This window comes from Bacillus sp. AF23 (assembly GCF_020861455.1).
Lineage (GTDB): Bacteria > Bacillota > Bacilli > Bacillales > Bacillaceae > Bacillus > Bacillus halotolerans.
In genome coordinates, this window is record NZ_JAJHVY010000036.1 from 82970 (window position 1) to 105456 (window position 22487).

24 protein-coding genes are annotated in these 22487 nt (G+C 45.0%); 4 read left to right on the forward strand and 20 right to left on the reverse strand.

Translation table 11 applies throughout. The features are described from left to right. Nucleotides 1-79: 79 nt before the first annotated feature. Both LNN34_RS19015 and spoIIR read right to left on the reverse strand, forming a co-directional pair. The gene (locus tag LNN34_RS19015) at nucleotides 80-523 is read right to left on the reverse strand and encodes a hypothetical protein (RefSeq protein WP_044159743.1); all 444 of its coding nucleotides are present in this window, start codon (nucleotides 521-523) and stop codon (nucleotides 80-82) included. A 67-nt stretch (nucleotides 524-590) separates the two neighbouring features. Continuing rightward, complete coding sequence (spoIIR, locus tag LNN34_RS19020; protein ID WP_217827438.1) at nucleotides 591-1265, reverse strand: stage II sporulation protein R; 675 nt, start codon at nucleotides 1263-1265, stop codon at nucleotides 591-593. Nucleotides 1266-1405: 140 nt separating this feature from the next. On the opposite strand from spoIIR, the gene LNN34_RS19025 reads away from it, so the two are divergent. Next, on the forward strand, nucleotides 1406-1771 hold the full coding sequence (locus LNN34_RS19025) for a UPF0715 family protein (protein WP_044159746.1): 366 nt from the start codon (nucleotides 1406-1408) through the stop codon (nucleotides 1769-1771). Between the two features lie 15 nt (nucleotides 1772-1786). Here LNN34_RS19025 and LNN34_RS19030 read toward each other — a convergent pair whose 3' ends face one another. The 3 genes from LNN34_RS19030 to prfA form a co-directional block, all read right to left on the reverse strand. Then, nucleotides 1787-2074, reverse strand: coding sequence for a DUF5316 family protein (locus LNN34_RS19030; protein ID WP_024123177.1), 288 nt, complete (start codon nucleotides 2072-2074; stop codon nucleotides 1787-1789). A 73-nt stretch (nucleotides 2075-2147) separates the two neighbouring features. Next, nucleotides 2148-3014 (reverse strand): peptide chain release factor N(5)-glutamine methyltransferase, encoded by an 867-nt coding sequence (gene prmC, locus LNN34_RS19035; protein WP_229044182.1) that lies wholly within the window; start codon nucleotides 3012-3014, stop codon nucleotides 2148-2150. A gap of 1 nt (nucleotide 3015) precedes the next feature. Further along, a complete protein-coding gene (gene prfA / locus LNN34_RS19040; protein WP_202646857.1) occupies nucleotides 3016-4086 on the reverse strand; it encodes a peptide chain release factor 1 in 1071 nt (356 codons plus the stop codon). 121 nt (nucleotides 4087-4207) lie between these two features. On the opposite strand from prfA, the gene LNN34_RS19045 reads away from it, so the two are divergent. Together LNN34_RS19045 and racA are read left to right on the forward strand one after the other, a co-directional pair. Further along, complete coding sequence (locus LNN34_RS19045) at nucleotides 4208-4597, forward strand: VOC family protein (protein ID WP_176471064.1); 390 nt, start codon at nucleotides 4208-4210, stop codon at nucleotides 4595-4597. Between the two features lie 121 nt (nucleotides 4598-4718). Beyond that, a complete protein-coding gene (gene racA, locus LNN34_RS19050) occupies nucleotides 4719-5273 on the forward strand; it encodes a chromosome-anchoring protein RacA (protein ID WP_229044184.1) in 555 nt (184 codons plus the stop codon). Nucleotides 5274-5308: 35 nt separating this feature from the next. Here racA and LNN34_RS19055 read toward each other — a convergent pair whose 3' ends face one another. The 11 genes from LNN34_RS19055 to spo0F form a co-directional block, all read right to left on the reverse strand. Further along, the gene (locus LNN34_RS19055; protein WP_044159758.1) at nucleotides 5309-6268 is read right to left on the reverse strand and encodes an AEC family transporter; all 960 of its coding nucleotides are present in this window, start codon (nucleotides 6266-6268) and stop codon (nucleotides 5309-5311) included. Between the two features lie 81 nt (nucleotides 6269-6349). Further along, nucleotides 6350-8047, reverse strand: a complete 1698-nt coding sequence (gene malS, locus LNN34_RS19060) for an oxaloacetate-decarboxylating malate dehydrogenase (RefSeq protein ID WP_024123183.1) — start codon at nucleotides 8045-8047, stop codon at nucleotides 6350-6352. Between the two features lie 288 nt (nucleotides 8048-8335). Further along, nucleotides 8336-8923, reverse strand: coding sequence for a thymidine kinase (locus tag LNN34_RS19065; RefSeq protein ID WP_024123184.1), 588 nt, complete (start codon nucleotides 8921-8923; stop codon nucleotides 8336-8338). An 89-nt stretch (nucleotides 8924-9012) separates the two neighbouring features. Then, a complete protein-coding gene (rpmE, locus tag LNN34_RS19070; protein WP_003151132.1) occupies nucleotides 9013-9213 on the reverse strand; it encodes a 50S ribosomal protein L31 in 201 nt (66 codons plus the stop codon). Between the two features lie 118 nt (nucleotides 9214-9331). Next, on the reverse strand, nucleotides 9332-10615 hold the full coding sequence (gene rho, locus LNN34_RS19075) for a transcription termination factor Rho (protein WP_010332253.1): 1284 nt from the start codon (nucleotides 10613-10615) through the stop codon (nucleotides 9332-9334). A gap of 31 nt (nucleotides 10616-10646) precedes the next feature. Continuing rightward, entirely contained in the window at nucleotides 10647-10808 is a 162-nt protein-coding gene (locus LNN34_RS19080) for a hypothetical protein (RefSeq protein ID WP_032731180.1), read from the reverse strand. A gap of 214 nt (nucleotides 10809-11022) precedes the next feature. Continuing rightward, nucleotides 11023-11988 carry a class II fructose-bisphosphatase gene (gene glpX / locus LNN34_RS19085; protein WP_044159762.1) on the reverse strand — a complete coding sequence of 322 codons (966 nt, stop codon included), beginning with the start codon at nucleotides 11986-11988 and terminating at the stop codon, nucleotides 11023-11025. A 31-nt stretch (nucleotides 11989-12019) separates the two neighbouring features. After that, nucleotides 12020-13309 carry a UDP-N-acetylglucosamine 1-carboxyvinyltransferase gene (locus tag LNN34_RS19090; RefSeq protein WP_024123187.1) on the reverse strand — a complete coding sequence of 430 codons (1290 nt, stop codon included), beginning with the start codon at nucleotides 13307-13309 and terminating at the stop codon, nucleotides 12020-12022. 377 nt (nucleotides 13310-13686) lie between these two features. Beyond that, nucleotides 13687-14325 carry a fructose-6-phosphate aldolase gene (gene fsa / locus LNN34_RS19095; protein ID WP_024123188.1) on the reverse strand — a complete coding sequence of 213 codons (639 nt, stop codon included), beginning with the start codon at nucleotides 14323-14325 and terminating at the stop codon, nucleotides 13687-13689. Nucleotides 14326-14442: 117 nt separating this feature from the next. Next, on the reverse strand, nucleotides 14443-15300 hold the full coding sequence (locus LNN34_RS19100) for a class II fructose-bisphosphate aldolase (RefSeq protein WP_024123189.1): 858 nt from the start codon (nucleotides 15298-15300) through the stop codon (nucleotides 14443-14445). 180 nt (nucleotides 15301-15480) lie between these two features. Beyond that, nucleotides 15481-15855, reverse strand: coding sequence for a sporulation initiation phosphotransferase Spo0F (gene spo0F / locus LNN34_RS19105; RefSeq protein WP_003227621.1), 375 nt, complete (start codon nucleotides 15853-15855; stop codon nucleotides 15481-15483). 165 nt (nucleotides 15856-16020) lie between these two features. Between spo0F and LNN34_RS19110 the strand changes: the two genes are divergently transcribed. Beyond that, entirely contained in the window at nucleotides 16021-16542 is a 522-nt protein-coding gene (locus LNN34_RS19110; protein WP_229044186.1) for a DUF2529 domain-containing protein, read from the forward strand. An 82-nt stretch (nucleotides 16543-16624) separates the two neighbouring features. Here the strand turns inward: LNN34_RS19110 and pyrG are convergent, their stop codons facing one another. The 4 genes from pyrG to LNN34_RS19130 all read right to left on the reverse strand — a co-directional run bounded on the left by pyrG (nucleotide 16625) and on the right by LNN34_RS19130 (nucleotide 22451). Further along, nucleotides 16625-18232 (reverse strand): glutamine hydrolyzing CTP synthase, encoded by a 1608-nt coding sequence (pyrG, locus tag LNN34_RS19115; RefSeq protein WP_024123191.1) that lies wholly within the window; start codon nucleotides 18230-18232, stop codon nucleotides 16625-16627. Nucleotides 18233-18475: 243 nt separating this feature from the next. Beyond that, a complete protein-coding gene (rpoE, locus tag LNN34_RS19120) occupies nucleotides 18476-19015 on the reverse strand; it encodes a DNA-directed RNA polymerase subunit delta (protein WP_059292345.1) in 540 nt (179 codons plus the stop codon). A gap of 182 nt (nucleotides 19016-19197) precedes the next feature. Continuing rightward, entirely contained in the window at nucleotides 19198-20337 is a 1140-nt protein-coding gene (gene acdA / locus LNN34_RS19125) for an acyl-CoA dehydrogenase AcdA (RefSeq protein ID WP_059292344.1), read from the reverse strand. Further along, on the reverse strand, nucleotides 20334-22451 hold the full coding sequence (locus tag LNN34_RS19130) for a heterodisulfide reductase-related iron-sulfur binding cluster (protein WP_059292343.1): 2118 nt from the start codon (nucleotides 22449-22451) through the stop codon (nucleotides 20334-20336). The genes acdA and LNN34_RS19130 overlap by 4 nt, the downstream gene beginning before the upstream one ends. Between the last annotated feature and the right edge of the window lie 36 nt (nucleotides 22452-22487).

Below are 22487 nucleotides of genomic sequence, written 5' to 3' on the forward strand. Positions count from 1 at the left end.
CCTGTAATAAAACAAGCGTTATCCACAAATTGTGGACAACGCATATAAAGAAGTGGATAAGTTTGTGTATAAATCTCACTTATCCGGATGTTTTTTTCATTAAGACGGCCCCTTCCGCTTGCCTTGATTCACAGAAGTGATCCGAGGCAAACAGCTCTTCCGGCACACTCTCCGCCCGTTCAAAGCCTATGGCCCCCAGGAAATCAGCCGAAGAATGCTGATTGGCTACCAAGTATACCGTTTTAATCTCATGCTTTTCACAAAGCACCTCCATGCTTTGAAAGAGCGATACAATATGACCTTGGTGAAGCTTGTCCGATATCACAAGTGAGCGAAGCAGGGCTTGATCGCAGCTGATTTTTTCGATCCCCAGACAGCCGGCTATGTTTTTCTCGCTGTCCTCCAGCATCAGAAACTGGGTGAACCCTTCCTTTACGCCCTCATGATTCGTTTTGGCCTGTTTTAAAAATTCCTCAAGTATGTCTCCGTCCTTTTCCCTTGCCACCCGCAGTTGATAAAACATTCGTTCACCCCGTTTTCAGCGTTCTTTCTTCCAATCTATGAGGCAAATCTATTTTTAGACCTGGTGATTAAGAAAAAAGATCGGAAAACCATTCTACAACGAAGAATTTCACTTCTGTATTGTCTTCTTTCTCTTTCTCATCTTCTTTTTCAGCTTTCTCCGCTTTGGCTGTTAAGTCCTCAAGCGCTTTTTCCGTTTGTTTTTTTGAGGCTTCTTGATCTTCTTGTTCTTTTACGGCTTCCCCATTCGAAAAATCAAGAAAGCAGAGCGGCGGGAATAACACGCACCACCAATTGGCGCCTTCACCGTTCCCAAGCGTAATCAGAATGGCTTCGTATTCTCCAGCAGGATATACCATGCTGCCATAAAGTTTTGTCGGAAATGAGATTTTGTCAAAATCAACAGATATTGATTGACTGGCGTCTTCTTTTTCCATGGTTTCTTTTGCAATTTCCTTGATCTCGGGCAGCTTTGAGCGGATCAAACGCCGCGCTTCTTCAATAGAAGTAATATCCTTGACCCATGTTGTGATTTCTTTATTGACGGCGTCTCTGATATGACGCTTTAATTCTTGGTCCTCGTCACGATCGCTGTTTGCCAATATTCTCAGGCGAATCGCCTCGTCCGGAATGACAACCGGCTCATTTTCAGATTGCTGTGCCGTCTCTTCTTTCGCCAATCCTACGAGTGCCCCAGATAATAAAAGAAACATATATATACAAATGATAACTGTTTTTTTCATCGGTCCCCACCGTTCCTCTCCGTGCTTTGTATCTAGCCCTATTATGGACAAGGAACGTATGGAGTAAACCTGCAGCGGCAAAAAAATCTAGCAAGCTTTTAATCTAATTTATGGTACGATAGTGTTTTAGGAGGTTTAAAATGAAATATAATTACACAGTGCTGCTGTCAGCGTTCACGATGTCAGTTCTTTATTCGATTATTTACATTCATTCCTTTATTATAGCTGCTCTCGTAACAATGGCCTTTTATTTCTTATTTCCTTATTTACTATTCGCGCTACCGCTTCAGATCATGATGAACAAAAAGCCAAAACGGTTCAGCCCTTTGTACTTGCTGTATTATCTTGCCGCGGCGTTTATCGCCAACGCGATCATCTTTGGTGTGCTGCAGCCTTCCGGGCAATCCCTGCTTCAAAATACAGCCTTTTACATCTTCGCTGTATTAACAGCTGTTGTCTACTGGATATGGGATTCTGTTTTGCTGCAAAAAAAGGAAGCCTCCTAAGGGCTTCCTTTTTCATTAGATCAAAACGGTCAATAGATAACATAGAATAGAAGGTATGGCAGCAACAAAGAAAGCAGCTGATATTTTCAAACGGGCTGTCCGGCCTTCTTTGGTTTCTGAATGATAATTCGCCCGCTGGTCGCTTCCGCTTACAGCTAAACCCGATGTCACAATGGCAAGCCCGATCAAAACAAGAGACGCAATGCCGAAAATGAATTCATAAGAAATGGCTTGCGCAAAAATAGAACCCACCATACTTTCAATGGCAATAAGTAAAATTCCTGCTGTCAGGGCCTTTTTCATCTTTTACATCCCCTTTGCTGGTGTTAAAACAGCTTGCTGGTCCCGTTCTTATCTCAACTCACCAGCAAGCTGCTTATTTATTCTTATGAATTACCGCGCATATGGTTCTGTCTTTTCCGTTAATATCCTTCAGGACTTCAACTTCCGCATCCTTAAACGCATGCAGAATCAGCTCTTTTACAGCTGCGCCCTGCTTCCACCCGATTTCAAAGACGACAAGCGCGGTATTCTTCATGACCAGCGGAATGGCTTCCATAAACCGCTTATAAAATTTCAGCCCGTCTCCGCCGTCAGTGAGGGCATGCAAAGGTTCATGAAAACGGACAATCTCAGATAAATCGGCCATTTCTTCTTCAGAAATATAAGGAGGGTTTGAGACGATAATATCCGCTTTTTTTCCTGCCTTAATAAAGGGCTCAAGCAGGTCGCCTTGAAGAAAATGCACCTCCGCTCCGAGCTTTTCCGCATTGGCTGAAGCAACGTCCAGCGCCTCTTTGGAGATATCAATCGCTGAAACAGAAAAGTTGTTGTTTTCCAGTGCAAGCGTGACGGCTATTGCGCCGCTGCCGGTGCCGACATCTACCACTTCGAGCTGTTCTCGTTCAGAAAAGACACTTCTATATTTCTCAAGAAGATGGCAGACAACCTCTTCCGTTTCCGGACGCGGGATCAGTACATCATCATTCACCATAAATTCCCGTCCGTAAAAAAACTCTATTCCGATAATGTACTGAACCGGTACGCCTTCTTTGTGCATATCGACGTGGCGTTTAAAGCGATACAGCTCATCTTCACCGATCGGTTCCTGCAGGCTGGCGAGCAGCTTGCTTCTATCCATTCCGGTATCATAAAGCAAAAGCAGCTCAGCCGCATTTTCTTCTCTTCCCGCTTCCGTTAAATAAGAAGAAGCCCATTTCAGGGCTTCAAATATCGTCTTCATCTTAACTATCCGCCTGCTGAAGCTTGCTTGCCTGATCTTCTACAATCAGTGTTTCAACCACTTCGTCAAGTTTTCCTTCAAGAATCTGATCAAGCTTTTGAATGGTCAGGCCGATTCTGTGATCCGTCACACGGTTTTGCGGGAAGTTGTATGTGCGGATACGCTCAGAGCGGTCACCTGATCCGACAGCCGATTTCCGTGTTTGATCATATTCAGCCTGTGCTTCCTGCTGAAATTTATCGTAGATTCTGGCACGGAGAACCTTCATTGCTTTTTCTTTGTTTTTGATTTGAGATTTTTCATCCTGGCATGATACGACAACGCCTGTCGGCAAATGCGTCAGACGAACGGCAGACATTGTCGTGTTCACGCTTTGTCCGCCCGGTCCGCTTGAAGCAAACGTATCAACACGGATATCCTTCTCATGAATGTCAACCTCTACCTCTTCGGCCTCAGGAAGACATGCTACTGTTGCAGTAGAAGTATGAATACGGCCGCCTGATTCTGTTTCCGGAACACGCTGAACACGGTGAGCGCCGTTTTCATATTTGAGTTTAGAATATGCGCCGCTGCCCGTAATCATAAAGATGATCTCTTTGTAGCCGCCCGTACCGGTTACACTTGCTTCCATGACCTCGGTTTTCCAGCCTTGAAGCTCAGCATAGCGGGAATACATTCTGTACAGGTTGCCTGCAAATAAAGCGGCTTCATCTCCGCCTGCAGCTCCGCGGATCTCCATGATAACGTTTTTATCATCATTAGGGTCTTTCGGGATCAGGAGCACCTTCAGACGTTCTGACAGTGATTCCGTTTCTTTCTGGAGTTCAGAAATCTCTTCCTTCACCATGTCGCGCATCTCAGCATCAAGCTTATCCTCAAGCATCGCTTTTGCATCAGCCAGCTGTTCTGACGCATCTCTGTATTGTCTATATACGTCAACTGTTTCTTGTATATCAGATTGCTCTTTCGAATATTCTCTAAGCTTTTTCGGATCGTTGACAACTTCTGGATCGCTTAAAAGCTCATTTAATTTTTCATATCGTTCTTCGATTGACTTTAAACGGTCTAACACGGTCTTCACCTCTGTTTTCCTGTGCGTAACATTCTCATTATAGTATAGGGACTATCGCCAGTCAAAAGCATTTCAATCCCAGTTAAAAAAGCCTCCTCTGCTATACTGAAAAAGAGGAGGGATCGTATTGCTTACATCCATACATCATATTGCAATCATATGCTCAGATTATGAAAAGTCGAAAGCTTTCTACGTACATAAGCTCGGTTTTCAGGTGATACAGGAAACATACCGAGAAGAGCGCGACTCCTACAAGCTGGATTTGTCGCTTAACGGCTCCTACGTCATTGAGCTGTTTTCGTTCCCTGATCCGCCCGCACGCCAAACCCGTCCTGAAGGTGCAGGGCTCCGTCATCTTGCCTTTACGGTCAGCAGCTTAGAACAGGCTGTTCAGGAGCTTCACGAAAAAGGAATCGAGACAGAGCCGATCAGGACAGATCCGCTGACAGGCAAGCGGTTCACCTTCTTTTTTGATCCCGATCAGCTTCCGTTAGAGCTGTATGAGCAATAACGGTTTTTGAAGAAATAAGGGAGATGCCCACTTTCTTTGCCGAATCTTTTCTTGTTTTGTCTAATAGGAAGGGAACCGCTCCCCATGGTCGAATACCTAGCTAAAAAGGAGGTATGGGATCATGAATACAAATATGGTAGCAAGTGAACTCGGCGTCTCCGCAAAAACAGTGCAGCGGTGGGTGAAACAGCTGAACCTTCCGACTGAACGGAACGAGCTCGGACACTATTCGTTTACGGCTGAAGATGTGCAAGTCCTGAAATCTGTTCAAAAACAAATTTCTGAAGGCACGGCGCTTCAGGATATCAATGTGCCGCAAAGCAATAAGAAGCGCACAGGCTTCCTTGTCCAAAAAACAAACAGTGACACAGAGAAAAGAATCGAACAGCTCGAACAAAAGCTTGACACCTTATTACAGCAAAAACAGGATGAAAACGGGTTGCTGGCAAGAATTGAGGAACTGGAACGCCAGCTTAAACAAAAAGCCGATGAAGGCGTATCCTATCAGCTTCTGCAGCACAGAAGAGAAATTGATGACATTCTTGCTGATCTGCAATCACTAACCTCACAAATGAAAGAATTCACCGCTCAGCCGACCCCTGAGACTGCTGCTTCTTCCGAAAACATAAAAACAAGAAAAAAACCGCTGCTGTCACTGTTTAAATTTCAAACGTAAAGTAAAAAAGCTCCCCTTAAAGGGAGCTTTTTAGATTACGCAGTAAGCGCAATAATAATTGGAAGTGAAATCAATGACAGAATCGCACTGATCACAAACGCAGACGCTGTTTCTTCCTCTTGTTTCTCAAAACGAGTCGCAATCATGGCTGCAACGGCAGAACCAGGGAATGCAACAAGAAGGATCGCTTTTGTTGTTTGGTCAGCTGGAAGTCCGACTGCAAGAGCAATCAGGAACATTAACGCAGGCTGAACCGCAACTTTGAGTAACGCAATACCGAAAGCAGGAATGCTGAGTTTGATTTTACGAATACCAACGGTAACACCGACAGCAAAGAGAGCAACACCAGATGTTGTGCTTCCAAGCTGATCAAGCATTTTAACACCCAGCTCAGGAAGAGTGAAATTGAAAACCAGCACTAAGATCATACTGATTAACGGAGCAGCTGCAAGCGGCTCACAAAGGCCATGCAGGATTGATTTTCCTGTCATCTTCCAGAAGCTGTCCCCGCTCTCTTCGTTTTTCTTAGAAGACTCACCCACTGTAGCAATAATGATCGCAAGCGGATCAAGAATCGCGTTAACAACGATACCTGTTACAGCGATCGGAATCGCAACCTCTTGCGCACCGAACAAGCTTCCCAATACAGGAATACCCATAAATGCGAATGTCGGCTGTGCAGAGTTCAAAGAAAATACAGATGAATTCGTTAAATCATATTTAAACACAAATCTGCAAACCAATAGAATAACGATATAAAATCCAACGATACCAATAATTAAAGAAACCATTAACGGAACTTGTGATAAAAATTCACTTCTGGAAGTTGTCAAAATACCAGCGATAAAGTGAGCTGGAAGTGCGTATTTCGTTACTAACGTACTTACCCCTTTTGCCGACTTGGCATCATAACTTCCGAAATGTCCTGCAAACCAACCCAGCACGATAACAAAGAAGATCGGTGCCAGGAGGATTAAGATATCTAAGATGCTCAAAATATTCTCCTCCAAATCCTATGTCCGTATACTTTAGCTTTATTCAAAGCTTTCCCTCGGACAGAAAAATTACACGCTCAATTATTTTGCGATGACTTTTTTGTATTCAGGTGTCCACATTGCATCAAGAACAGCTTGTTTTACATCTTCAGGCTGACGATTTGCTACGCCGTCTTTAATCGCTGCTTCAGCTACAGCAATGGCAACTTGGATAGATACTTCTTGAAGCTTGTCGATGCTTGGAAGCAATCCAGCTCCAGGTGTTTCAAAATCAACCATTTCAGCAATCGCATCAGCTGTTGCAGCAAACATAGCAGGCGTAATAACACGCGCTTCAGCTACGATTGAACCAAGGCCAAGACCAGGGAATGCGAATGCGTTGTTAGATTGTCCGATTTCATAAGAAACGCCATTGTACTCCACATTGTCAAATGGGCTCCCTGTTGCTACAAGCACTTTTCCGTCAGTCCATTTGAACAGATCTTCAGGAACAGCTTCTGCAAGGTGAGTCGGGTTAGACATCGGCATGATCACCGGACGGTCTACGTGAGATGCCATCTCTTTCACAATTTCCTCTGTGAACGCTCCTGAAACCCCTGAAGTACCGATTAAGATTGTTGGTTTCGCTTGGCGAACCACTTCATCGAATGAAATTTGGCCTTTTTCATCACGTTTCCAGTCTTTCACTTCTGCTGCACTGCGAAGGTAAGGTTTTTGGAAATCAAGGATGCCTTCCATATCGTCTGTTAACAGGCCTCTGTAATCAAGTGTGAAGAACGCTTTGTTTGCTTCTTCTTCAGATAATCCAGCAAGCACCATTGTGTCACGGATTTGGTCAGCAATACCGATACCAGCTGAACCTGCACCGAAGACAACTACACGCTGATCTTTAATAGATGCGCCTGTTTTCTTCATAGCAGCAAGCACACCAGCAAGTGTAATTGCGCCTGTCCCTTGAATATCATCGTTGAATGTCAGGATTTCGTTGTTGTATTTTTTCATGATATTGCGCGCGTTTTTGTTGCCAAAGTCTTCCCAGTGAAGAAGCGCTTTAGGGAAGAATTTAAGCGCAGCTTTTACATACGCATCAACGAATTCTTCATAACGTTCATCTGAAATACGTTCATGATGGTTACCGATGTATAAAGGATCATTTAAAAGTTTTTCGTTGTTTGTACCGACATCAAGCACTACAGGGATAACACGGCTAGGGTCAATACCAGCTGCAGCAGTGTAAACAGCCAATTTACCGATAGCGATGTTAATACCGCCTACACCCCAGTCACCGATACCAAGGATACTTTCAGAGTCAGTTGCAACGATAAGATCAATATCGCCTGCTGTCGCATGAAGGTTTTCAAAAGCCTTTTCAATACCGTCAATGTTGTCGATTGACAAGTAGATACCTTGAGGTCTTCTGTATTCATGGCTGTATTCTTGAATTGCTTCACCAACTGTTGGTGTGTACACAACAGGAAGCATTTCACGAAGGTGATTTTGCAGCAATTTATAGAAAAGAACTTCATTGCGGTTAGCAAGATCATTTAAGTAAACATTTTGACGAAGGCGGTCTGGCTGAGCTTTAAATTGCTCGTATGCGCGTTTTGCTTGTTGATCAAGAGAAAGTACAGTTGGCGGAAGAAGTCCTTCTAAGCCAAGTTCTTGTCTTTCTTCTAATGTAAAAGCAACACCTTTATTTAAAGTAGGAATAGATAAAACTTCTTTTCCTCTTAATGTTGTTTCTAAATGGCCTTCCTTAGTTTTTTTAATGTTATTCAAGCAAATCTCCTTCTTTCTTGAAATAGTTAACCAAGTTAAGTAATAACTCATCTAAAAATAACCGATCATGATCTTTATGCGACTTTGTGACAATTATTCGAACAATGTCTCAAAACTATTTACATTACGTTAGTTATTTTATGCCTGTCAAAATCAAAATTCAAGGGAAGAAAATTACTTAATTTTTTAATACACTTAATTAAATTTTTTAATTGGTTGTTATCAGAATATATAAAAAAACACCAGCTTTTCGGCCGGTGCTTTCTATCTTTTTACCCATGTTTTGTATTAGTTTTTAGATTTTCCCGGGACTTCGTGATGATGTCTGCATCTTGCTTCATAGGATTCGGACGCACCCACCAGAATGACCGGATCATCATAAGAAGCCGGCTTTCCGTCAATGAGCCGCTGTGTTCTGCTTGCCGGTGATCCGCAGACGGAACAGACGGCCTGCAGCTTCGTCACACTTTCAGCGATGGCCATAATATCCGGCACAACGCCGAACGGCTCTCCTCTGAAATCCATATCAAGGCCCGCTGCGATCACACGGTAGCCTTTATCGGCAAGAGACGATAAAACACCAATGATTGACCGATCGAAGAATTGAACCTCGTCCACTGCAATCACATCCGTGCTCTCACTGATATGATTCCAAATGTCCTCAGCCGAAGAAATGGCATAGCTCGTCATAGATGTTCCATTATGGGAAACAACAGCATCCTCGCTGTATCGATTGTCAATCACAGGTTTAAAGACCCTGACCTCCTGCTTGGCATAAGTTGCTCTCTTCACTCTTCTGATCAGCTCTTCAGATTTTCCCGAGAACATGCTGCCGCAAATCAGCTCCAGCCACCCGCTTTGCTTCATTATGTACATTGGCTCTGCTCCCCTCTCTCTGCCAGCTGTGTTTTTGACAATATAAAAAACAGGCAAGAAGTGCTTCTTGCCTGTTGAAAAATCTATTATTACTTAAGACCGTATTTTTTATTAAAGCGATCAACACGACCATCAGCAGAAGCGAATTTTTGACGGCCAGTGTAGAATGGGTGGCATTCAGAGCAAATCTCAACGCGTACCTCTTCTTTTACTGAGCCTGTTTCAAATTCATTTCCGCAAGCGCATTTAACTGTTGCTTTTTTGAAATTAGGATGAATTCCTGCTTTCATTGTATCCATCTCCTTCCGCCCTGAATCCCGTGTGGAAACAGAGTTATTATTTCGGAGCATTGTCCGAAACGCATATGAGAAAATTATATCAGTGATTTACTTCTTTTGCAAATAGATTTTATCGTCTGGCTGATGATAGATTTGCCTGTTTCCATTCTTGATTGAGAATATCGAAAAATTCCTGGTTTGTTTTCGTCTTTTTCATTTTTCTCATGAATTTTTCCGCGAAATCAGGCGAATCTGACATCGTTTTGCGGATAGACCATAAACGGTCAAGATGCTCTTTAGGCACAAGCAGCTCTTCCTTACGCGTTCCAGAACGGCGAATATCGATGGCAGGGAAGATGCGGCGTTCTGCCAGAGAGCGGTCAAGATGAAGCTCCATGTTGCCCGTTCCTTTGAACTCTTCATAGATTACATCATCCATACGGGATCCTGTATCAACAAGAGCAGTGGCGAGGATCGTTAAGCTTCCGCCCTCTTCGATATTTCTCGCCGCCCCGAAGAAACGCTTCGGACGGTGGAACGCTGCCGGGTCAATCCCTCCGGAAAGTGTTCTTCCGCTCGGCGGAATCACTAAGTTGTAGGCGCGGGCCAGACGTGTGATACTGTCCATCAGGATAATGACGTCTTTCTTGTGTTCAACGAGGCGCATAGCGCGTTCAAGCACAAGCTCGGCTACTTTGATATGGTTTTCCGGCACTTCATCAAACGTTGAGCTGACGACATCCCCAGCAACAGAACGCTCAATGTCTGTAACCTCTTCCGGTCTTTCGTCGATCAATAGCACAATCAGCTCTGCTTCAGGCTGGTTTGCTGTAATGCTGTTGGCGATTTCCTTCAGCAGCATCGTTTTCCCGGCTTTCGGCGGCGCAACAATCAAACCGCGCTGGCCAAAGCCTACCGGCGCCATCATATCCATAATTCTTGTAGACAAGAAATTCGGTTTTGTTTCAAGCACCATATGGCGGTCTGGATAAAGCGGGGTAAGGGCTGGGAAGTGAACACGCTCTTTTGCCGACTCCGGATCATCTCCATTTACCGCTTCAACGTGCAAAAGTCCATAATAGCGCTCATTTTCTTTTGGCGGGCGAACCTTGCCTGATACTTTGTCTCCGTTCCGTAAATCGAAACGGCGGATTTGTGAAGCTGAGATGTAAATGTCTTCAGAGCTTGGAGAATAGTTGATCGGTCTCAGGAAGCCAAATCCCTCTGATTGGATGATCTCAAGAACACCTTCCATAAACAGAAGATCTTCCTGCTCTGCATTCGCTTTCAGAATGGCGAAAATCAGCTCTTTTTTTGTCAGTTTGCTGTAGTAGGAGATTTTATAATGTCTTGCAAGTTCATATAGCTCTTTCAATTTCATATTTTCCAAAGAGGAAATAGATACGTCTTTCATAAAAAACACCACGCTTTTCATAGTCAATATCTTACTTTACACATGTAATCTGCTGCTTTTGCACAACATCCGCCAAAGCACATTCTTTTTTTAACATAAAGGAACTTCTATCGGTAACACTTCCACCCATGATCGGCGCTTTTGTTAAAAGGATTGTCTTAATGAGTTTTGAAGGAAGCGAGGACAAAAACATGAGAAGATCAATACTTATATCGTCTGTATGCGGTAGAAATTGAAACTTTCCTAGTGCTTAAAAGAAGGAATTACGCAGTTAAAAATCGCAGCACTCTTTATTTTTACCTTATTTCAAACAATTATTCAACTGAAATAAGGTTTTGACACGCAATTGATAGGGTTGTCTCTTTTTTGCAAAAGAAAAGCAGGTCAACACCCGCTTTTTCTCTTTGTTATGGACGGATTACGAGATTTGGTTTTTTCTTCAGGCTGTGTCTGCCGTCAACGAAACGGACAGTTCCTGACTTCGCACGGATGACCAAGCTTTCAGTCGTGCCGACAGACCCTTTGAATTGAACGCCTTTTAACAGCTCGCCGTCAGTTACGCCGGTAGCCGCAAAAATCGCGTCATCACCTCTCACAAGGTCTTCCATACGCAGCACCTTGCTTAAATCAAGGCCCATTTTGTTGCAGCGTATGATTTCTTCCTCGCTTTGCGGAAGAAGTTTACCGATAATTTCTCCGCCCAGCGCTTTTAACGCTACAGCAGATAGGACGCCTTCAGGAGCTCCGCCTGATCCGAACAGGATGTCTACGCCTGTGTGGTCGAAAGCCGTGTTGATGGCGCCTGCGACATCCCCGTCATTGATCAGTTTGATTCTGGCGCCGGCCTCGCGAAGCTCGGAAATGATTTTTTCGTGTCTATCACGGTTTAAAATGGTGGCAACGACGTCCTCGACGTCTTTGTTTTTCGCTTTTGCTACCGCTTTAAGGTTATCAATGACTGGAGCTTCAATATCAATGCAGCCCACTGCTTCCGGACCCACTGCGATTTTCTGCATATACATATCTGGAGCGTTTAAAAGCGTGCCGTGGTCCGCAACTGCAATAACCGTCAGCGCATTCCAGCCGCCGCTTGCCAAAATGTTTGTGCCTTCGAGAGGATCAACGGCGACATCGACACGCGGACCGTACCCGTTTCCGAGTTTTTCCCCGATATAAAGCATCGGTGCTTCGTCCATTTCCCCTTCTCCGATCACAACAGTTCCTTTCATCGGAACTGTATCAAAAACGTCTCTCATTGCGCTTGTTGCTGCTTCATCAGCCTCGTCTTTTTTTCCCCGGCCCATCCATCTTGCAGATGCTAATGCCGCAGCTTCAGTCACACGAACCAATTCCATTGATAAACTTCTTTCCATCTCAACACGATCTCCTCTCGCAAATAACCAATTAAGAATTTTGCAGCTGTTCTATCTCTTCATCAGTCATTCTCTCGCGCCAGATTGTGGCTCCCAGACCCTCGAGTTTTTTCTCAAGGCTGCTGTATCCGCGATCAATATGCTCCAGACCTGTAATTTCTGTGACGCCGTCGGCCATCAGCCCGGCAACCACTAAACAGGCTCCGGCCCGCAGATCGCTCGCCTTGACCTTAGCGCCTTGAAGGTCGACAGGTCCCGTTATGATTGCGGATCTGCCCTCTACCTTCATATTAGCGCCCATTCGTCTCAGCTCATCAATATGCTTGAATCTCGCCGAATAGATGGTGTCAGTCACGACGCTTGTCCCTTTTGCTCTCGTCAAAAGCGCTGTCATCGGCTGCTGCAAATCAGTCGGAAAGCCCGGGTATACCAGAGTTTTTACATCAACCGGCTTAAGATTTTTCTGCCCTCCGACAATGAGTAGCTGGTCGTCGCTTGTCTCAATGTGAAAGCCCATTTCTCTCAGCTTTGCTGTTAAGGACTCAAGGTGAGTCGGGATGACATTATCAATGATGACCTCTTTGCCCATCGCGGCACCGGCAATCATAAATGTTCCGGCCTCAATTCTGTCCGGGATGATCGTATGTTTGCAGCCGTGCAGTTCCTTTACGCCATCGATTCGGATGACGTTGGTTCCAGCGCCTTTGATTTTTGCGCCCATGCTGGTGAGCAGTGTCGCGACATCAATAATCTCCGGCTCTTTCGCAGCGTTTTCGATGATGGTTTTCCCTTCTGCCAAAACAGCCGCAAGCATAATGTTAATCGTTGCCCCGACGCTTACGACATCTAAATATATACGTGCGCCTCTCAGCCTTTCAGCACGCAAATAAATCGCGCCCTGTTCATTGGTCACTTCAGCTCCGAGCGCTTCGAAGCCCTTGATGTGCTGGTCAATCGGACGGGGGCCCAGGTGGCAGCCGCCAGGCAATCCGATGACGGCCTGTTTAAAGCGGCCGAGCATCGCCCCCATTAAATAATACGACGCGCGCAGTTTTTTCACTTTTCCGTTAGGAAGCGGCATGCTGATCATTGATGTGGGGTCTACAATCATATCCCCATTCTCAAAATGCACATTGCCGCCGATTTCCTGTAACAGGTCACGCAGCGTTTCAATATCTGAAATCTCAGGAAGCCCTTCTATTGTCACCTCGGAATTTGCCAAAATGGTTGCTGGTATTAATGCAACAGCACTGTTTTTAGCGCCGCTGATGTGTACTGTACCGTTTAACGAGTCACCGCCGGCAATATTCAACTTTTCCATGATAGTCTCCTTCCATAAGAAGATAGCTGCGGAGCTAAATAAAATGGCATTTTATTCTGTCTCTGCAAATAAAGCTCATGTCCAAAATCTAGCCAATTCGAAGAGAAAGAATACAACACATTGTAAAATATCAGGAAGAAAATAGCGAAGCTTTGCGGGGGCATAGGTTTCAAAAAAATCGTCAGAGACCCGCCGGCTAAAGAGACATCTTCGTCATCCGGCAAAAGCAGCACGCAACCCTCATTCCGATATCAGCTTCTGCAGCCCAATGATTCCTTCTCTGTAAGCGGCGTGCATCTGAAGGTCCGCTGGATCAGGACGGTGAAAAGCAAAGGCCGCGGCAAACAAACACTACACTCTGTTTGCCGCCGCTTGAATTACTTGTTCCAGTCTGCCAGGAATTGTTCGATTCCTTTGTCTGTTAACGGGTGCTTTGTCAGCTGATAAATGACTTTAAGCGGCATTGTGCCGATATGAGCACCTCTTAATGCAGCTTCAGTTACATGCTGAGGATGGCGGATTGACGCCGCGATGATTTGCGTATCAAGCCCGTGGATATCAAAAATCTGCTTGACTTCTGAAATCAGGTCAAGCCCGTTATGGCCGATATCATCTAAGCGGCCTAAGAATGGAGATACATATGTAGCGCCCGCTCTTGCAGCAAGAAGCGCTTGGTTTGCATTGAAGATCAATGTGACATTTGTTTTGATGTTTAAGTCAGTAAGTGCTTTTACGGCTTTTAAACCGTCAGCCGTCATCGGGATTTTCACCGTGATGTTCGGAGCGATTTTCGCCAGTTCTTTTCCTTCCTCGATCATTTCCTCAGCTTTCAGAGAAATAACCTCCGCGCTTACAGAGCCCGGAACGACTTCTGTGATTTCACGAAGGCGGTCATGGAATGATACGTTAGCTTCTTTTGCTACTAAACTAGGATTCGTTGTTACACCGGCAAGAACTCCCAATTCATACGCTTCTTTAATCTCATCGATATTGGCTGTATCAATAAAAAATAACATTTACAAAAGCCTCCCTGAGTAAGAATTTTCAGAACTGTGAATATGATTGCGCTTTCTAAAGATAGACGGAAAACCGCCTGTCAAGCTGTCAGGCGGTTATAAAAAGTTCCAATTGAATTAAGCTTGGTTTGAAGAACCAAATTCACGCATTTTACCGATAACAGTTTCTTTAATCGCTTCGCGAGCAGGTCCAAGGTATTTACGAGGATCGTACTCGTCAGGCTTAGCTGCCAGCGTTTCGCGAACAGCTTTTGCAGAAGAAATTTGGTTTTCAGTATTTACGTTGATTTTAGCTGTACCAAGTGAGATTGATTTTTTGATGTCAGCAGTCGGAATTCCAGTACCGCCGTGAAGAACGAGCGGAAGACCAGTTGAATTTCCGATCTCTTCCATTTCTTTGAAGCCAAGGTTTGGCTCACCTTTGTAAGGACCGTGAACAGAACCTAATGCAGGTGCAAGGCAGTCGATGCCAGTGCGCTCAACAAGCTCTTGGCACTCTTTAGGATCAGCGTAGATTACGCCTTCAGCGATAACGTCGTCCTCTTGTCCGCCGACTGTTCCTAGCTCAGCTTCTACAGATACTCCGTGGAAATGAGCAAGCTCAACAACTTTAGAAGTTGTTGCTACGTTTTCTTCAAATGGATGGTGAGAAGCGTCGATCATTACAGATGTGAAACCTGCATGAATCGCTTTCGCACAAGATTCAAAGCTTGAACCGTGGTCTAAGTGGATCGCAACAGGAACTGTCACTTTGTACTCTTCCATTAGTGCTTTTACCATAGCTACGACTGTTTTGAAGCCGCCCATGTAGCGTCCCGCACCTTCGGAAACACCAAGGATCACTGGAGATTTTTCTTCTTCAGCTGCTTGTAAAATCGCTTGAGTAAACTCAAGGTTGTTTAAGTTAAATTGTCCTACAGCATAACCTTTTTCTTTAGCTGTATTCAACATTTCCGTCATTGAAACTAAAGGCATGTCGAATGTCCTCCTTATGTAGCCTGATTGTCTTCTAGCGAAAAAAGCTTTCCACCCTAGCATGACCCATAATTTGCTGTCATATGTAAATCCTCAGATCGCTTTTTCTCCATAACTAGAATACCAACTTTTCGACAAATCGGCAACACAATGAGCTCATTCAATTGTTTCTTCTTTTTGTCAGTTAGACTTCAGGGGCAGATATTTTTTGACGGCGTCTCTGATTTCGTCGATGTCAAACGGCTTCGCAAAGTGCGTCAATGCGCCCAATTCCTTTGATTCCTGGATCATATCGAGTTCTCCGTAAGCCGTCATGATGATCACGCGGATGTTTTCGTCAATGACTTTCATCCGTTTTAAGATTTCAATTCCGTCCATGCCGGGAATTTTCATATCCAGAAGGACAAGGTCCGGACGTTCTTTTGTCACAATATCAAGCGCTTGAAGGCCGTTCGCAGCCTGAAATGTCTGATAGCCCTCTTTATTGAACACTTCGTTAAGCAAAATACGTATTCCGTATTGATCATCAACGATTAAAATTTTTTCATTCATCATTTTACACCCCAATATTATGATTTTCGTCAAAAGTAAGCAGTAGTTTATGTATTCTGTTTGATTTTCCTATTTCCTTTAATTATAATAGTCTACTTTACGACATTTTCTGAGCATTTTCTCTTTTGTTGTATACTGTTATTGTACGTTATAAAGGAGGATTCACTTATGTTGAAAATATTTACGACACAGTTAACAGGTATTTTTTCCCGCATTCAGGATAAGGAACCTGACGCGATTGAAGATGGGGCGCGATTGCTTGCTCAAGCGGTGGTCAGCGGGCATTCCATATATATATACGGGGCAAATGAGCTTCAGGGCGTCTTATATGAGGCTACCGAAGGCAAAGAGCCGCTTCCTTCTGTCAAAGCGTTTCCCGCCAACGCCGATGAAGTGACAGAAAGCGACAGGGTGCTGATGTTTTGCACAGGGACAGGTACAGATGAAGAACAGGCGCTCGCGAAAGAGCTTTATGAAAAAGGCGCGGGAGTCGTTTGCGTATCGCCGGCAGCCAAAGACAGCGCCGGAATCGAACAATATTGCGATGTGCATATTGATTCGAAGCTGAAAATGCCGCTCGTTCCCGATGAAGACGGCACCCGTTACGGCTTCCCTTCATTAATGACAGCATTGTATGTCTACCATGCTCTATCATTTACATTAAAAGAAATTCTGCAAGAGTATGCATAATCACTTATTGTACATGCTGTATCTTGCCGGAAACAAATAAAAAAGACTTGTCCGCTTTTGACAAACGGCAAGTCTTTTTTTATTACTTCTGATTTGCAGCTTCAACAGACGCTCCGATAAAGCCTTTGAATAATGGCTGAGGTCTTGTCGGTCTTGACTTGAACTCTGGGTGGAACTGAGAAGCCACGAACCAAGGATGGTCTTTCAGCTCGATAATTTCAACAAGGCGTCCGTCCGGGCTGGTGCCTGAGAATACGAAGCCTTGGTCTTCCATTTGCTGTCTGAATTCGTTGTTGAATTCATAACGATGGCGGTGACGCTCGTACACCACTTCATCCTGATACACTTCAAATGCTTTCGTGCCCTCTTCAAGCTTACAAGGGTAAAGGCCGAGACGAAGTGTTCCCCCAAGATCTTCAACATCCTTCTGTTCAGGAAGAAGGTCGATGATCGGGTATTGAGTTGACGGATCAATTTCCGCAGAGTGAGCGCCTTTTAAGCCTAATACGTTTCGGGCATACTCAATAGATGCAACCTGCATGCCTAAGCAAATGCCCAAGAACGGAATGTTGTTTTCGCGCGCATGTTTTGTCGCAATGATTTTACCTTCAACACCGCGGTCACCGAAGCCGCCCGGTACGATAATACCGTCTGTGCCGCTAGTAAGCTCTCCGATGTTGCTTTCTGTTACTTCCTCAGCGTTAATCCATTTCACTTTTACATCTGTGTCAAACGCGTAGCCCGCGTGGCGAAGTGATTCAACGACAGAGATGTAAGCGTCAGGCAGCTCAACATATTTTCCGACAAGTCCGATTGTGGTCGTTTGAGACAGGTTGCTGACTTTGTTTACAAGCTCTTTCCACTCGGACATTTCCGCTTCTTTGCATTCCAGCTGCATGTGCTGGCAAACAAGCTTATCAAGTCCTTGTTTTTGAAGCTCAAGCGGGATGGAATAGAGGTTGTCCGCATCTTCACATTCAATAACCGCTTTTGTATCAATGTCGCAGAATAATGCGATTTTGTCCTTCATATCTTGAGAAATCGGCATTTCTGTACGAACAACGATAATGTTTGGCTGAATGCCCAGGCTTCTTAATTCTTTTACGCTGTGCTGTGTCGGTTTTGTTTTCAGTTCGCCGGCAGCTTTAATGTAAGGCACAAGTGTACAGTGGATGTACATCACGTTTTCACGGCCGATGTCACTCTTCATTTGGCGGATCGCTTCAAGGAATGGCAAGGATTCGATGTCTCCGACAGTACCGCCGATTTCTGTAATTACGACATCCGCGTTTGTTTCTTTACCCGCGCGGTATACGCGGTCTTTCAATTCATTTGTGATGTGCGGAATAACCTGCACTGTTCCACCGAGGTAATCTCCGCGGCGTTCTTTTTTAAGAACCGTTGAATAGATTTTACCTGTTGTTACGTTGCTGAATTTATTCAGGTTGATGTCGATAAAACGTTCATAGTGGCCCAGGTCTAAGTCTGTTTCAGCGCCGTCATCTGTTACGAATACTTCACCGTGCTGGTAAGGGCTCATTGTTCCCGGATCGACGTTGATGTATGGATCGAATTTTTGAATGGTGACGTTCAGTCCGCGGTTTTTCAGCAAACGCCCTAATGAAGCTGCTACAATACCCTTTCCAAGTGAGGATACGACTCCCCCGGTTACAAAAATATATTTCGTCATTTCGTTTGCTCCTCTCTTCGCTCTAAGCTACATTTCTTAAAATGTACCGTTTTATAGGAAATCATTTAGCCTTTTAAATGATTTATAAGAAAAATGAGGGGTGAAAATAAGAAAGCTCCCTTTCAATTTCTTGAAAGGGAGCATAACGTTCTATGTTCTCTCTTCGTTTTTGAAGAGCCCAAAATACATACTACATAGTTCGACTATGAAAGTCAAGATCGATTTGAGGATGAAATTCTTTTACTATTTTTTATCCTCATCGCCTTCATCATAGTCATCATCTTCTTCTTCTTCCTCATCGTCATCAATGAGATCATCATCAATTTCGAGCTCGTCTTCGTCTTCGTCGTCTTCATCGATATCGTCAAACTCATCCGCATCGAGATCAAGTTCTTCCTCAACCTCAGCCAAATCGAGGTCGTCTTCGTCAACCTCTTCAAATTCATCAAGATCAAGATCTTCTTCAACAGCTTTTTTCGCTTTTTTCTTTTTCGCCTTAACTGTCGGCTGTGTTTCTTCATCAAGCTGATCGTACGGATACCAGCTGCGAAGGCCCCAAGTCTGGTCAGAGAGCGCCAAGAAGCGGCCGTCAATGTTTAAATCTGTATAAAATTGTGCGACGCGGTCTCCAAGCTCTTCTTTTTTTACGCCGAGCAATGATGCAATTTCATTTAAAAGCTCCTGAAAAGGAACTGGTTTTTTATGATCTTCAAATAATTCGTGAGCGATTTCAACTAAAGCCATTTCCTTTAGCTGTTCCTGTGAATATTGTTTGATACCCAAGGTCGGACACTCCCTTTCTATTACTTATATGTATCTGTTTTATCAATAATGAAAGCGATATTGTATCGTTCTTATACAAACCATACCTCTCATTATAAACAAAATAAAACAGAATATGCTACCCTTAACAGCGTTAATTTAAATAATTTTACAAGAGTGATCCGACTGATAGATGTTTTGCCTTATTCTGCGAGCATTCTGGAGATAACCAGCCTTTGAATTTCTTGGGTGCCTTCGTAGATTTGCGTAATTTTCGCGTCGCGCATATAGCGTTCAACAGGATAATCCTTCGTATATCCGTAGCCGCCGAAAATCTGCACAGCTTCGGTCGTCACCTTCATCGCCGTATCCCCCGCCAGCAGTTTGGACATAGCGGAGGCTTTTCCATATGGAAGGCCTGACGATTCCAGCCATGCCGCCTGATAGGTCAGTAGCCTTGAAGCTTCTATCATTGTCGCCATATCTGCAAGTTTAAAAGCAATGCCCTGCTGCTCGGCGATCGATTTGCCGAACTGTTTTCTTTCTTTTGCGTATTGAAGCGCCGCATCAAGCGCTCCCTGGGCGATGCCAACAGCCTGCGCCGCAATGCCGTTTCTTCCTCCGTCAAGCGTCTTCATCGCGATTTTGAAGCCTTCCCCTTCTTCACCGAGACGATTTTCTGCGGGAACGACACAGTCTTCGAAGATGATCTCTGTTGTCGGAGAAGAACGGATGCCTAGTTTCTTTTCTTTCTTGCCTGTCAAAAATCCTTCGAAATCCTTTTCTACAATAAAAGCGGAAATGCCTTTTTTCTTTTTCTCAGCGTCAGTGACTGCAAACACAATATAAATATCAGCGGCGCCGCCGTTTGTAATAAACACTTTTGATCCGTTTAATACATAGTCATCACCGATTCGCTCAGCGGTTGTTTTCATCCCGCCGGCGTCTGAACCGGAGCCCGCTTCAGTCAAAGCGAAAGCCCCGATTTTCTGCCCAAGGGCCAGCTGTGTTAAGTACGCTGCCTTTTGTTCTTCTGTGCCAAATGCAAACAGCGGCCAGCCGCAAAGCGAGATATGGGCTGAAAGCGTCACGCCGGTGGAGGCGCAGACTTTTGACAGTTCCTCCACCGCTATGACATAAGCCAGGTAGTCACTTCCGATTCCGCCGTAAGCTTCAGGCCACGGAATCCCTGTTAATCCTAAGTCCGCCATTTCCCGAAACAGGTCACGATCGAAGCGTTCTTGTTCGTCACGTTCTGCCGCTGTGGGTGCAACCTCATGCTTCGCAAAATCACGAACCAATTTACGAATCATTTCGTGTTCTTCTGTTAATGAAAAATTCATCGCTTTTCCCCCATTGTCATATCAGCGCCCAAGACAGATTGAGCCAGAAGCTCCGCGACGTCATACGTTTTGACTCGATCTTCCGCTTCTTTTGCCTTTGTGCCGTCCCCAAGCATCGTGAGGCAGTACGGACAGCCGGAGCTGATTACCGACGGATTGACTGCCAGCGCTTGCTCTGTTCTGGCGACATTAATCCTGTTGCCTGACTCTTCCTCCATCCACATTAAGCCTCCGCCAGCTCCGCAGCACATGCCGGTTTCCCGGTTTCTCTCCATTTCAATAAGCCGCACACCCGGAATGGCTTTTAAAATCTCTCTCGGCGGATCATAGACTTCGTTGTACCGTCCCAAGTAGCATGAGTCGTGGAAGGTGATCGTTTCATGAACTGGGTGCTGCGGTTTTAGTTTCCCGCTCTTCACCAGATCGGCCAGCACTTCCGTATGATGATACACTTCGCCTTCAAAGCCGAAATCAGGATATTCGTTTTTAAATAAATTGTATGCGTGCGGATCAATCGTAACGATTTTTTTCACATTATTTTTTTCAAATTCCGAGATATTCTTTTCGGCCAGTTCTTGAAATAAAAACTCATTTCCAAGGCGGCGCGGGGTGTCCCCTGAATTTTTTTCTTTGTTGCCGAGGATCGCAAAGGTCGCACCTGCTTGGTTCAGCAGTCTTGCAAAGGAGATGGCGATCTTTTGGCTTCTGTTGTCGTACGACCCCATGGAACCGACCCAGAAAAGATATTCGAATTCTTTTTCCTCTTTTTTTAATTCTTTTACTGTCGGAATATCGGCATCTGGGGCTGCGTCGCGCCAATTTTCACGTTCCTTGCGGTTGAGGCCCCACGGATTTCCCTGCCGCTCAATACTCGTCATCGCCCGCTGTGCGTCACTGTCCATTTTTCCTTCAGTCAGCACGAGATAGCGGCGAAGATCAATGATTTTATCAACATGCTCGTTCATGACGGGGCACTGATCTTCACAGTTCCGGCAAGTGGTGCAGGCCCAAATTTCTTCTTCGGTAATGACATCGCCGATTAAGCTCGGACTGTAATCTAGCGCGGCGGCGGCTTCCTGTGATCCGCTCCCTGAGGCTGCCGCAGCCAGCTGGTTCCCTTTCGTATGCCGGAATGCTGCAGCCGGCACCCATGGCGAGCGCGAAGTGACGGCAGCGCCTTTTTCTGTGAGGTGGTCCCTGAGGCGTAAAATTAAATCCATCGGCGACAGCATTTTTCCGGTGCCAGTCGCAGGGCACATATTGGTGCAGCGGCCGCACTCGACACACGCATACAGATCAATCAACTGGGACTGCCTGAAATCCTCAATTTTTCCCGCTCCGTAGCTTTCTTTCGTTTCGTCTGTGAAATCAATTTTTTCGAGCTTTCCGGGCGCTTCAAGCCTGTTGAAAAAGACGTTGGCAGGACCGGCAATTAAATGAGCGTGCTTTGACTGCGGCACATACACTAAAAAGCTCAGTAAAAACAGCAGGTGCACCCACCATGCGATATAGAAAATCACCGCGGCGCCCGTCTCCCCGACGCCGCCAAGCAAAAACGCGATGCCTGAAGCGATCGGCTCGCTCCAAGAAAGCCCGTGATTATGCCAGATCAGATTCATTGCGTTCCCCAATAAAACCGTCAGCATTAAACCGCCGATAAAAATGAGAACAAGTCCAGATTTAAAGCCTCGTTTCAGCCTGACGAGCTTTTCGATATAGCGTCTGTAAAATGCCCAGCCAACCGCAATTAAGATCAGAAACGTAACGATTTCCTGAAAAAAAGTGAAGGCGGGATAGATCGGGCCAAGCGGCAGATTTCGATCCGGGACCAGCCCTTTGATGATAAAGTCAATCGCTCCGAACTGAACCAATATAAAGCCGTAGAAAAACATGACGTGAATGATGCCGCTTTTCTTATCCTTGAGCAGTTTTTTCTGCCCGAATACATTCACCCATATGGCCTGAAGCCGTTCCTTGATCCGTTTATCGAACTGTTCCTTTTGGCCGAGCCTGATGTAAGCAAGCCTTGTTTTGACCAAATAGACAAACAAATAAACAGCGTAAGCGGTTACAATCAGAAATAATAATGCATTGACAATGAGAAAGCCGCTCATTCCAATTCCCCCTTTTTACTGATGAAGACCGTGATC